General features: G+C 72.3%; 11 protein-coding genes. 9 read left to right on the forward strand and 2 right to left on the reverse strand.

Features of this window, described 5'->3' with window-relative positions; translation table 11 throughout:
- Positions 1–74: 74 nt before the first annotated feature.
- Positions 75–392, forward strand: a complete 318-nt coding sequence (locus tag AB0H32_RS42200; protein WP_361132977.1) for a hypothetical protein — start codon at positions 75–77, stop codon at positions 390–392.
- Positions 393–689: 297 nt separating this feature from the next.
- Here AB0H32_RS42200 and AB0H32_RS42205 read toward each other — a convergent pair whose 3' ends face one another.
- Positions 690–989: a hypothetical protein gene (locus tag AB0H32_RS42205; RefSeq protein WP_361132980.1), complete on the reverse strand. Its 300-nt coding sequence runs from the start codon at positions 987–989 to the stop codon at positions 690–692.
- Between the two features lie 400 nt (positions 990–1,389).
- On the opposite strand from AB0H32_RS42205, the gene AB0H32_RS42210 reads away from it, so the two are divergent.
- The 8 genes from AB0H32_RS42210 (at position 1,390) to AB0H32_RS42245 (ending at position 10,822) form a co-directional block, all read left to right on the forward strand.
- Positions 1,390–2,574 (forward strand): glycosyltransferase, encoded by a 1,185-nt coding sequence (locus AB0H32_RS42210; protein ID WP_361132983.1) that lies wholly within the window; start codon positions 1,390–1,392, stop codon positions 2,572–2,574.
- Entirely contained in the window at positions 2,571–4,046 is a 1,476-nt protein-coding gene (locus tag AB0H32_RS42215) for an exopolysaccharide biosynthesis polyprenyl glycosylphosphotransferase (RefSeq protein ID WP_361132986.1), read from the forward strand. Before AB0H32_RS42210 ends, AB0H32_RS42215 begins: the two co-directional genes overlap by 4 nt.
- A gap of 42 nt (positions 4,047–4,088) precedes the next feature.
- Positions 4,089–5,390 carry an O-antigen ligase family protein gene (locus tag AB0H32_RS42220; protein ID WP_361132998.1) on the forward strand — a complete coding sequence of 434 codons (1,302 nt, stop codon included), beginning with the start codon at positions 4,089–4,091 and terminating at the stop codon, positions 5,388–5,390.
- Positions 5,387–7,126, forward strand: coding sequence for a lipid II flippase MurJ (locus AB0H32_RS42225; protein ID WP_361132988.1), 1,740 nt, complete (start codon positions 5,387–5,389; stop codon positions 7,124–7,126). Before AB0H32_RS42220 ends, AB0H32_RS42225 begins: the two co-directional genes overlap by 4 nt.
- 88 nt (positions 7,127–7,214) lie before the next feature.
- Positions 7,215–7,907, forward strand: coding sequence for a polysaccharide deacetylase family protein (locus AB0H32_RS42230; protein ID WP_361133001.1), 693 nt, complete (start codon positions 7,215–7,217; stop codon positions 7,905–7,907).
- Positions 7,904–9,034, forward strand: coding sequence for a glycosyltransferase (locus tag AB0H32_RS42235; RefSeq protein ID WP_361132991.1), 1,131 nt, complete (start codon positions 7,904–7,906; stop codon positions 9,032–9,034). The genes AB0H32_RS42230 and AB0H32_RS42235 overlap by 4 nt, the downstream gene beginning before the upstream one ends.
- A gap of 7 nt (positions 9,035–9,041) precedes the next feature.
- A complete protein-coding gene (locus AB0H32_RS42240) occupies positions 9,042–9,710 on the forward strand; it encodes a lipopolysaccharide biosynthesis protein (RefSeq protein WP_361132994.1) in 669 nt (222 codons plus the stop codon).
- Entirely contained in the window at positions 9,707–10,822 is a 1,116-nt protein-coding gene (locus AB0H32_RS42245; RefSeq protein WP_361133004.1) for a GNAT family N-acetyltransferase, read from the forward strand. The genes AB0H32_RS42240 and AB0H32_RS42245 overlap by 4 nt, the downstream gene beginning before the upstream one ends.
- A gap of 57 nt (positions 10,823–10,879) precedes the next feature.
- On the opposite strand, the gene AB0H32_RS42250 is transcribed toward AB0H32_RS42245, so the two are convergent.
- The gene (locus AB0H32_RS42250; protein WP_361132996.1) at positions 10,880–12,163 is read right to left on the reverse strand and encodes a glycosyl hydrolase; all 1,284 of its coding nucleotides are present in this window, start codon (positions 12,161–12,163) and stop codon (positions 10,880–10,882) included.
- Positions 12,164–12,341: the final 178 nt, after the last annotated feature.

Raw genomic sequence — 12,341 nt, forward strand, 5'->3', positions numbered from 1 at the left:
CCTATCCTGTGGTGGGGCGGGCGTCGCCCCCGCCCCCCCCCCCCGCAACCCGCCCCCCATCCGAAAGGCGCATCATGCGTAACAAGGTTACGGCCCTCTCCGCCCTGGCTGCGGGCATCGTCCTCGCGGCGGCCGGCACTGCTGCGGCCGACAACAACACCACCGTCACCGGTGGCAACGGCTTCTCGGAGTCCCCGGTCGTCGTCAACGCTCCTCAGCAGGGGATCGCCGTCGTCAACGGCTCGCTGATCGACGGCCGTTGCATCGCGCCGTGGTCGAACGGTGCCGTCCTCGGTGGCGTCGTCGCCCCGAACTCGCACTACGCCGCCTGCGACACGGCCACTGTCGACCAGTCGCAGGTCGCCCCGTACGCGGGTGGTCTGCTGTTCTGAGCAGTTCCCCAGCCGGGCGGTCCGTCGAGTTTCGGCGGGCCGCCGTCGGCGTTTCTGCATGGCGAAACATTTCTGCCTCGCTGTGCCTCACTTCATTCTTTGCGCTCCGCACCGGGTGCGCTCTCCGTGCCGGGCCCTGAACAATCCGTGCGCTCCACGCCGGACCCTGAACAATCCGGGGGTTCCGCGACGGGCTCTAACGAACCGCGGGTTCCACGGCGGGCCCCGAATACGCCAAAGGTCGGCTCCGGGAACTGCGCGGAGCCGACCTGAATCGCCCTGCCGGTATTGTGCCTGCTACTTCTTCTTGCCGACCGGAAGAGCGGCGGCAGGCCTGCCGTTGAGGGGATTCGGCAGGGTGCTGCCGAAGACGGGCGTTTTCACGACACCCGACCGCTTCACACCCTCCGCCGTGTTCTTGACATCGCCGGCCAGGGCGCCCGCCGGGAGCGAGGTCGCATTGGGGAGCGTGTGGGCGATCGCCTTCCCGTCCTCGAGGATGCCCTGCGCCGGCACGTCCGCTGCAAGGGCGGGCGCCGCGGTGCTCGCGATGGCCAGGGCACCGACAAGAACGGCGGCAGCCTTCAGCTTCTTCATCGTGTTCCTTTCAGCATGGGACCTCGGTTCTTCCGGGCTAACGAGGCAGGGACGCCACGGGAAACTCCGCCGACGGCAAGTCCCCGGAACTCATACGAAAAGACCTGTTGACCAGGAGGACGGCCGGACGGGCCGCTTATCCGGAATGGCGGCGCGGGCATTTTCATCGGATTATCTGCACTGTTCTCCGCCATTGGTGTGTTATGCCTCCAAGTGGGTGATCCGGCGCGGGAAACGGCCCCTGTCGGCAGGCACCATTCCGACACAGTTGACGGCTCCGCGGATAAATACGGATAAGAGGCTAGTGTTGTCTCCTGAATCCGACGCATTTCTTATCGAACCTACGATCGCACACCATGTGCTGGGTTCGGAATCTTTCTTCGGAAGGGAAGCCTCGGTCATGCGCATCCCCTTTGGCCCCGTCCAGTACCACGCGACCCCGTTCCGTGCGAGAGAGCCGCACGTCCTGCACATCACCCAGCCGGTCGAGGGCGGTGTCGCCCGGTTCGTGACGGACCTGGCGGCGGCACAGCTCGACGCGGGACTGCGCGTCACCGTGGCCTGCCCGCGAGGCGGCGTGCTCACGGACGCACTGCGCGCGGTGGGCTGCAACGTGCTCCCCTGGCAGGCGACCCGTGCACCGGGGCCCTGGTTGCCGGGCGAGGTGCGGCGGCTTGCGCGGCTCGTGCGTGACCTGCGGCCCGACGTGGTGCACGCGCACAGTGCGAAGGCGGGGCTCGCGGGGCGGCTCGCGGTGCGCGGCCGGATCCCGACCGTCTTCCAGCCGCACGCCTGGTCGTTCGAGGCCGTGGACGGGGCCATGGCCCAAGCGGCTGTGCGCTGGGAGCGGTTCGGGGCGCGCTGGGCGGCGCGTGTCCTGTGCGTGAGCGAGGCGGAACGGCGCACCGGGGAGCAGCACGGGATCAGCGCCCCGTGGCACGTGGTGCCCAATGGCGTCGACACCCGCAGGTTCCGGCCCGAGGGCAGCAGCGCCCGGTCCGGACCGGGTCCACTCGTCGTGTGCGTGGGACGGCTCTGCCGCCAGAAGGGCCAGGACGTGCTCCTCAGGGCCTGGTCCGACGTCGTACGGCAGATGCCCGCCGCCCGGCTGGTGCTGGTCGGCGACGGCCCGGACGCGGGCCGGCTGTACTCCGGCGCGCCCGCGTCGGTGGAGTTCGCCGGCCCGGCGCTCGACGCCGCCCCCTGGTACCGGGCCGCCGATGTCGTGGTGCTGCCCTCGCGCTGGGAGGGCATGGCGCTCGTCCCGCTGGAGGCCATGGCATGCGGCCGTCCCGTCCTGGTCACGGACGTGGACGGGGCGCGCGAGAGCCTGCCACCCGGCCACCTGCCGTACTGCCTGGTGCCGCCGGAGGACCCCGAGGCGATGGCCCGGGCGCTGACGGCGCTGTTGCGCCGCGCACCGCTGCGCGCGGCGCTGGGTGCACAGGGCCGCGCCCATGTGCTCGCCGCCCACGACGTGCGCCACGCCGCCGACTCGGTGATCGGCGTGTACCGCGAACTGCTCGGCGTTGTTTCCAGGCCGTTGGTCGTACCCAACCAGAGCAGGGAGTCCATCACCACATGAGTGCGGAAAGAGCGGAGAGAACCGTTCCCTCTCCTGCCGGGCAGCCCCTTGTGCCGGCGCGCGCCGTCTCCCTCCTCGACCCGCCCGGCCCTTTCGCCGGGCGGGCGCTGCCCTCCGGACGGGGATCCCGCCGTCCGCGGCTGACCTCCTGGACACCCCTGCTGATCGTCGACTCCAGCGGCACCCTGCTGGGCGCCCTGGTCGTGCCCGGGGCCCACCGCTCCCCCCTGCTCATCGCCTTCCTGGCGCTGTGCGTGATCGCCCTGAACCGGCAGGCCTCGCTCTACGACACCTCGGTCGCCCGCGGTGTGCTCGACGATCTGCCCGCCGTCTGCGGGCGGATCGTCGTCGGCTGGGCGGTGGTCGTGGCGTTCTCCCCGCTGCGGCCGCTGCCGATGACGGTGCTCGTCACCGCGTGCACGGTGCACTGCCTGGTGGCCTGCGCGGGCCGCGGTGCGGTGCACGGACGCCGCCGCAGGGCGCTGCAGCACCGGCCCCGTCCCGCGCTGGTGGTCGGTCCGGTCCCGGTGGCCATGCGTGTCGCGGCCGCGCTGCAGCGCTGCCCCGACTGCGGCGTACGGCCGGTCGGCATCGTCGGCGACGCCACGGAAACCGCCCTCGACACCGGCGACGGGCCCGTGCTGCCGGTTCTCACCACGGGCGAGGAGGCGCATCGCGCGCTCATCCAGAACAGCGTGGCGACGGTGCTCGTGGTCGGGGCCGCGACCCGGGTGCAGAGGGCCTCCTTGCTCCGGGACCTCGCCGGAGCCGGATGCGCACTGTGGGAGCTGGACGCCGACGCGCCGTCGTACGACCTCCCCGTGCCGCGGGCGCGGGCGGGGCATCTCGCCGGTTTCGCCTGCCGGTTGTTGTGTCCGGGCGCCGGAGCGCGGCGCGACAGCGTGGGCAAGCGGATGCTCGACGTGGTCCTCTCCGGCACGCTCCTGCTGCTCTCCGGCCCGGTGCTGCTGGTGTGCGCCCTCGTGCTGAGGGCCGTGGACGGGCCGGGCGTCGTGTTCCGGCAGGAGCGCATCGGCAAGGACGGACGGCCGTTCACGATGCTGAAGTTCCGCACCCACCGGCCCGCCAGCGCGCACGAGGCCGCGACCCGCTGGAGCGTGGCGGACGAGCAGCACATGAGCCTGTTCTGCCAGTTCCTGCGCCGCACCTCGCTGGACGAGCTGCTCCAGCTGTGGAACGTCTTCCGCGGCGACATGAGCCTGGTCGGACCGCGGCCCGAACGGCCCTATTTCGTCACCAAGTTCAGCCAGATCCATCCCGGCTACCCGGCACGCCACCGGATGCGGACCGGCATCACCGGCCTGGCCCAGATCCACGGGCTGCGCGGTGACACCTCGATCGAGGACCGGTGCCGCTTCGACAACGCCTACATCGACAACTGGTCGCTGTGGCAGGACGTCTGCATCCTGGTGCGCACGGCAGCCCTCTTCCTGCGGCCGACGGGGAGCTGAGCGGCGGTGACCACTCCCACGGCAGCCTCGCCCCCGTCGGCGCTGCCGCTGCCGGCGCTGCGCCGGGCCGGCTCGCTCCTGCCTGTCCTGCCCCTCGTGGCGGTCGTCGCCCTGCTCGGGCTGCCGGTCGCACCGGACAGCAGCACCACACCCGCCGACGCGGCCTCGGCAGTGGTCGTGCTGTGGGCCGTCGCGCACTCCGTGCGGCAGGCGCGGCGCCCGCTGACGCGGACGGCCGCGGTGGTCCTCGGGCTGCCCGTGGTCGGCTTCGCGGTCGCCGCGGGCGGGGCGGTGACGTCCGGCGACGCCGTCGCCGGACTGGCCCGCTACCTGCAGGTGTTCGTACTGGTCCCGGTCGCCGTGGTGCTGCTGGTGCGCGACCGGCGTGACGCCCGGCTGGTGCTCTGGTCGCTGGTCGGCCTCGCGCTGTGGCAGGGCGCGATCGGAGTGCACCAGTACCTGACCGGAACCGGGGCCTCGTACCAGGGAGCGGACATCCGGGCGGTGGGCACGTTCGGAGCGAGCGACGTGATGGGCATGGCGACGGTCGTTGCGTACGGACTGGTGGTGGCGACGGGCCTGGCTCTCGGAGCGCGCGGGCGGCGCGAGCGGGCGGTGGCAGCAGGGTGCGCGCTGGTGCTGGTCGTGCCGCTCGCGGTGTCCTTCAGCCGGGGAGCCTGGATCGCCACGGCCGTGGCATGCGGGGCACAGCTGCTGCTGACCGGCCTGCGGCCCGCGGTGAAGGTGTGCGCGGCGGCGGTCGCGGCCTCGGTGGTGCTGGTGGGCGGGTTCGGCATCGGCGCCGCGGCGTTGCAGGAGCGGCTGACCAGCATCACCCAGGTCGCCGCCGCACCGGACCAGTCGGTCGTCGACCGCTACAGCCTGTGGGCGGCGGCCACCGACATGTGGCGTGAGCACCCCGTGACGGGTGTGGGCCTGAAGGCCTTTCCCGAACACCGGGACGGGCATGCCTCGCTCGCGCTGTCGTCCGGCAGCGACACCGAGGGAGCGGGCCAGGGCTTTCGGCGCCAGCCTCTGCTCTCCCCGCACAACATGTACCTGCTGCTCCTCAGCGAGCAGGGCCTGCTGGGCCTCCTCACGGCGGCGGGCAGCTGGCTGGCTCTGCTGGTCTGCTCCCTGCGCCGGCTGCGCCGGGCACGACACGTCCGGGACTGCGCGCTCGTGGCCTGCGGGCTGTTGCTGTGGCAGCTCGTGGACTTCGCGTACGCCGACATCGGCGGACCCTCCACCGTCCTGACGGCCCTGTGCTTCGGCGTCGGCGCCTGGTGGGCACTGGCACGCGACGCGGCGCCGGCCACCGCTGCGGAGACGGGTGCGCGATGAGGCCCACATCCGCTGCAACGACGGGAACGTCCGATGAGGCGACAACGACGTCGGATCCCTCGACGGCTACGTCCGATCCCGTAACGGCCACGTCCGATCCCTCGACGGCGACGCCCGATCCCGCGGCCCTTGCGTCCGATCCCGCGCCGGATGCTCCCACCGGCGGCTTCCTCGCAAAGGCGACGCTCCTCTCCGCCCTGTTGTCCGTGGCCGGTTCGCTCCTCGGGCTCGGACGGGACCAGGCGCTCGCACACTTCTTCGGAGCCGGCGAGGGCACCGACGCGTTCCTGGTGGCCTGGACCGTGCCGGAAATGGCGGCGACGCTGCTGATCGACGCTGGGATGGCCTACGTGCTGGTCCCGGCGTTCAGCGTGGCGCTGGCCCGGCGGGCGCGCGCGGCCGGTGGCCAGGACCCCGTGCGCGCACTGGTCGCCGCCTCCCTGCCACGACTGTGCCTGTGCCTCGCCGCCACGGCCGCGGTGCTCGTCGCCGCGGCGCCGCTGCTGGTCTCCCTCCTTGCGCCCGGGCTGCCCGACCCGACCCTCGCCGTGGACTGCACCCGCCTGACCTCGACCTGCGTACTGACCTTCGGACTTGCCGGGTACTGCAGCGCGGCCCTGCGGGCGCACGGCTCGTTCCTCGCCCCTGCGGCAATCTCCGTCGCGCTCAACATCGCGATCATCGTCACGGTGTACGTCCTCGGCGGACGCTGGGGCGTGCGGGCCGCCGCACTGGGCGTCCTGCTCGGGGGATGCCTCATGCTCATCGCGCAGGCCCCGTTCCTGTGGCACAGGCTCGCAGCGCAGCCCCGCACCCGGCCGCGGTCGTCCGCGGCCGCCGGTGACGATCGCCGGCCGGTGACGTTCGCCCTGGTCGCGACGGTGCTGCTCTTCGTGGTGTGCCGCCAGTCGCAGGTCCTCGTAGAGCGCTACTTCGCCTCCGCCATGCCGGCCGGTGCCATCTCGCACCTCAACTACGCACAGAAGGTGGCGCAGTTGCCGATGTCGCTGGCGCTGATGGTGTGTGTGGTCACCTTCCCCGTGCTGGCGCGGGCCGTCGCCGAGGGCGATCTGCGGCAGGCCCGTGAGCGGACCGAGCGGGACCTCGTACTGGTGGGGTCTCTGGTCCTGCTGGGCGCTGCCGTGGTCGTGGCCTGTGCACCGCAGATCGTCACACTCCTCTTCCAGCGTGGAGCGTTCACTGCCGCGGACAGCGCCGCCACCGCCTCCGTGATGCGGGTGTACGCGCTCGGGCTGCTCGGTCACACACTGGTGGGCGCACTCGTGCGGTCGTACTTCTCGGGGGGACGCGGCACCTGGTACCCGCTGGGCGCGATGGCCGCGGGCCTGACCGTGACCATCGGAGTCGGTGCCTGGACGGTGGGGTTCTGGGGCGCGTGCGGTATCGCCGCGGCCAACGCGGCGGGCATCACCCTCACCGCGCTGCTCCTGCTGCACGGGCTGGGCGCTCGCGGCGCAGCCGTGCGCGTCCGCAGGGTCGTCGCCGAACTTGCCAAACCAGTGGGCGCAGCCCTGTGCGCCTGCGCAGCCGGAGTCGTCTGCAGGCAACCGTTCCCCTCACCTCCGGCCGCCGTCGCCGCGGGCTGCACGAGCGTGACGGCCGTCTTCCTCCTGCTGGTCTGGGCTTTCGACGTGGCAGGGACCCGATCCTTCCTGCTCTCTGCCGCACATATCGTCCGTCGCTCCGTCACACGAAGGCTCTGCCATGGCCGTTGACGTCCCCGTACCCCCCCATTCGACCAGCCCGGACGACGCACGTGTCGTACGAAAACGCCGGAAGCGGGGTCCCGCCGCCTGGGTGGCCATGTACCACTCGGTGTCGGACCACCCGGAGGACCCGTACAACATCACCGTCTCTCCCGCCCGTCTCGACCGCCAGTTCGCCTGGCTGCACGGCCGCGGTCTGCGCGGGGTCAGCATGCGGGAACTGCTTGTGGCCCGCGCCCGCGGACAGGAGCGCGGGCTGGTCGGGCTCACCTTCGACGACGGCTACGCCGACTTCGTCACCGCGGCGCTGCCCCTCCTCCACCGCTGGCAGTTCGGCGCCACCGTGTTCGTGCTGCCCGGGCTGCTCGACGGCCAGAACGAATGGGACACGCTGCGCCCGCACAAGCGCCTCCTCGGCGCCGACGGCATCCGCCGGGCCGCGGCCGCGGGCATCGAGATCGCCTCGCACGGTCTCACCCATGTCGACCTCACCCGGGCCACCGACCACGAGCTGCGGACCGAGGTCGAGTGCAGCCGCGCCTTACTGACCGAGCTGGTCGACGCCGACGTCCAGGGTTTCTGCTACCCCTACGGCATGGTCGACGCGCGTGTCCGGGCCGCCGTGCACCACGCTGGTTACGGCTATGCCTGCGCCATCGCTCCGGCCCCCGCCCTGGTCGGCGACCTCGCACTGCCCCGGTTCCACATCGGGCAGGCCGACAGCGCCGTGCGCCTTGAGCTGAAGAGACGCCTCGCCCGCGTCCGGGGGCGTGCGCTGGAGGCCGCGTGAAAGCCCTGCACATCATCACAGGTCTGGGTGTCGGCGGCGCCGAGCAGCAACTGCGCCTGCTGCTGCGGCATCTGCCCGTCCGGTGCGACGTGGTGACGCTGGCCAACCCCGGCCCGGTGGCCGAGGGACTGCGGACCGACGGCGTCCACGTCACCCACCTCGGCATGGGCGGCAACCGCGACCTCGCCGTCCTGCCCCGCCTGACCGGCCTGATCCGCGCCGGCGGCTACGACGTGGTGCACACGCATCTGTACCGGGCCGGTCTGTACGGCAGGATCGCGGCGCGCTGTGCAGGGGTGCGGGCGGTGGTGGCCACCGAGCATTCGCTGGGCGACACCCAGATCGAAGGCCGTCGGCTGACCGCGGGCGTGAGAGCCCTGTACCTGGCCGGCGAGCGCCTCGGCCGTGCCACGATCGCCGTCTCACCGACGGTGGCCGAACGGCTGCGCCGGTGGGGTGTGCCCGGCCCGCGCATCCGGGTGATCCCGAACGGCATCGACGCGGCGTCGTTCCGTTACGACGAGGCGCGACGCATTCGGGCCCGTGCGTTCTACGGGATTCCGCAGGACGCCTACCTCGTCGGCGGCCTCGGCCGCTTGACCGCGGGCAAGCGCTTCGACCTGCTCGTCCGCGCCCTGGAGCTGCTTCCCGGCGAGGTACGGCTGGTGCTGGTGGGCGGCGGCTGCCAGGAGGAGGCGCTGCGGCGCACCGCGCGGGAGCTGGGGATCACGCACCGGGTCGTACTGACCGGCGAGCTCCCCTACCTTCCGGATCCTCGGAATGCTCGGCCCGACCTGCCCTCGCTGCTGTCCGCGATGGACGTGCTCGCCGCCCCGTCGGGGGAGGAGTCCTTCGGCCTGGCCGTGCTGGAGGCGCTCGCGGCCGGGCTCCCCGTGCTGTACACGAACTGCCCCGCTGTGGAGGACCTGCCGCCGGACACCGCACCGCGCGCACTGCGTGTCACGGGCGGCCCCGAGTCGTACGCCCGGGAGCTGCTGCGGCTGCGTGCGGGCGGTCCCGGCGAACGGGTCGTCCCGGACGCTGTGCGGCACTACGGCATCGAGCGCACCGCCCGGCAGCTGACGGACGTGTACACGAACCTCTTGTCCGGTTCAACCTGGAAGTGAGTCGTTGATGACCGACAACCCCAAGCCCGCAGGACTGCCGCGCCGCATTTCCCCTCGGGCGGCCCGGCTGCTGTTGCGGGCTATGATCCCTGCCGCCGCGCTGCTCGGCGCCGCGGCCGGCGGTGTGTACGCAGTGGCGAAGCCACCGCAGTACACGGCCACCAGCTACGTCATCGCCGTGCCGGCAGGCAGGGCGAAGGCCGACCCTGTGGTGGCACTCGGATTCGCGCAGGTGTACGGCCGTGTCGTGACGCAGCCTGCCGTACTGGGGCAGGCCCAGGAGCGGGCGGGCGTGCCGGTGGCGAAGCTGCGCAAGAGCGTGCGGGCTGCGACCTCTCCCGACGCGCCGATGGTCGCGATCATGGCGACCGCCGAGCGCCCCGGCCGGGCCGCCGCCATCTCCAACGCCGTGTCACGCGCACTGATCGAGCAGGTCAGCAAGACGGAGAACGCGACCGGCGTCGGGCTCGTGCACCTGTCCCGGGCCGTCAACCCCACCGAACCGTCGTCCCAGTCCCCGGTGCTGACCGCACTCGTGGGTGCGAGCGCCGGAGGTCTGCTGGCCGGGCTCGCGCTGCTGGCCCGCCGGCGGCCCGCGGCACCGGAGGGTGACAACACCCGGGCGCAGCTGCCCGCCCCAGCCGTCGCCTCCGATACCCAGGGGGCGTCGTGCTGACCACGTCCGGCTCCACGCTGTCGGTGGAGGTGTGTACTGACGAGCACGTGTTCGCCTCGCTGGCGGAGGAGTGGGGGCGCCTGTACCGGGCCTGCCGCCTGGCGACGCCGTTCCAGAGCCACGCATGGCTGCACTCGTGGTGGCTGTCGTACGGAACGCCGGGCAGGCTTCGGCTCGTCCTGGTGCGTGAGCACGGAGAGCTCGTGGCTGCGGCACCGCTGATGCGCGTGCACCGCCCGGTGCCGGCGCTGGTTGCGCTCGGCGGTGGCATCTCCGACTTCTGCGACGTTCTCCTCGACGAGGCGCTGGCCGCGCGGGCCGCCCCGGCGCTGGCGGACGCACTGGCCGATGCGGCGCGCACCGCTGTGATCGACTTCCGGGAGGTGAGGCCGGGCGCCGCGGTGGAGCGGGTCTACCAGTCCTGGCGCGGCCCCCGTCGACGCCTGAGCGACTCCGAGTGCCTCGAACTGCCCGTCCTTCCCATGGACGAGTTGGTCAAGCGGCTGCCCAGGGCCCGTGCCCAGCGGGTGCGCAACAAGATGAACAAGCTGCACAGGCTCGGCCTCCAGTGGCGCGCCGTGGGGCACGACGAGGCGGAGGCGGCACTGCGGCGGCTGCTGGAACTGCACCGGCTTCAGTGGCAGGGGAGGAAGGTGACACCGGAGCATCTGCGCCCCCGCTTCCTCGACCACCTGGTCCGGTCGGTGGTTCCCCTGGCCCGCTCCGGCGAGGCGGTGGTGAAGGAGTTCCGGCTGGAGGACGAGGTCGTGGCCGTCGATCTGACCTTCCAGTCACGTCAGTTGGCGGGAAAGTACTTGTACGGCGTTCACCCGGTCCTGCGCGAGCGCAAGCTGGACGCGACGACGATGCTCCTCTGCGCGGCGGTGGACGACCTCTCCTGCCAAGGCCCCCCGGTGCTGAGCATGCTGCGCGGCACCGAGCCGTACAAGTACCGCTGGTCCCCGCAGAGCGTCGTCAACCAGCGTCTTCTGCTGGCCCGTCGCCGCACCGCGCCGCTGCTCGCGGCCGCCGTCGGCGAGGCCGCCGCGCGGGGCTGGGGCAAGAAGGTCCTGCGCCGGGGCGCCGACGCAGGAGCCGCGGCGTCCCGGTAGCGCCGGCGCACCCGGGGCACGTCCGCCGTCGGCCACATGGCCCGTCCAGTGGTCCGACTAGCGAGGGAGTCCGGTCGGCGTGCACGGGCAGTGGGACGACAGGGTGGGCGTGGCCGGCGGCGTCGGATCCGGTGTCGGCGTCGGATTCGGCGTCGGCTGCGGCGTGAGGGGAGACGCGGGCACGGGCGGGGAGGGAACCGTCGGCACCGGTTCCGGATCCGGCGTCCGCCGGCCGGCCAGCGCCGCGTGGTAGAGGGCGGACGCCCGGGGATTGGCCGTGCACTGCCACACACCGTGCGGGCAGTAGTCGGTGATCGAGGTGTACAGCGGCGGATGTTGGTCCATCCACGCGAGCATGCGCAGCATGTACGAGACGTTGTCGCCGTTGCGGTACAGACCCCATTCCGGGTACGAGGTCGGCTTGTCGTGGTCCCTCGCGAAGTCGACCTGGTACTGCAGGCCGTAGCGCTCGGACACCTGCTGGTCGAAGGTGATGCCGCGCGGCTGGTCGTAGGAGTCCATGCCGATGATGTCGACGACGTCGTCACCCGGATAGCACACCGGCCACGGAACCGCGTCCGCACCCCGGTTCGGGGCGAAGTCGAACCGGAACTTCTGGCCGGGCACCGAGCGCATCACGGTGACGATGCGCCGCCAGTACGTCTTCCAGTCCTCCGGGTCCGGGCCGCAACGGTGGGTGTACGTGATGCCGTTCATCTCCCAGCCGAGCACGAGGATCGTGTCCGTCGCCCCCAGGTCGACCAAGTGCCGGGCCAGGGCCCGGAAGTGTTCGTCGAACTCGCCGGCCGCCGCGCGTCGCAGCAGTCCTCTGACCTCCGGGTCGGACAGGTGCGCCTCGTTGCGTTCCATCATCGGGACGTTGAGCACGAGGAGCCGGTCGGCCTTGGCCCGACGCCACTGGACCCAGCTGTCCAGGAAGCCCGGCGCGCCCTCGATGTTGCTCCACAGGTCGCCCGGCAGATAGGTGCGCCCCACGCGTACCTCGGAGCCGTCGAGCCAGTCGCTGAGCCCCTGGATGCGTGCCACCCCGAGGGGGCCGTAGTGGAGGAACGCGCCGATCGCGGGCGTCTGGGTCGCCTCTCCCCAGGGGGCGGGCGCGCCGTCCTCGGTGCATGCCGAGGGGCTGGGACCGGCCGGCCGCGCCGCGGCCGAGGCGGCAGGCGCCGCGGACTGTACGGCCGGCCGGCAGGGCCGCGCGCCCGGGTTCCCCGTGGCGCCTGCCTCGACGGCCGGGCCCGGAACGACCGCTGCCGACGCCAGCACCCCGGCGGTGATGAACGCCAGTCGTCTGAGGGTGGACCGGCGACGCTCGGACGTCATTCCCACTCCTTCGGTGCGGCCGCGCCCCAGAGCTGAGCTGAGGCACAGTCATATATACGCTCATTGCACCAAATGAGTCGGACGGCTCGACGCCGATCGCCCGCACGGATGACCGGAGAGAGAACCGCCGGGGGGGGGGGGGCGGGGGGGCGGGCACCCCCCGGGGGGGGGGCGGCGG

This window comes from Streptomyces sp. NPDC020362, assembly GCF_040642095.1.
Lineage (GTDB): Bacteria > Actinomycetota > Actinomycetes > Streptomycetales > Streptomycetaceae > Streptomyces.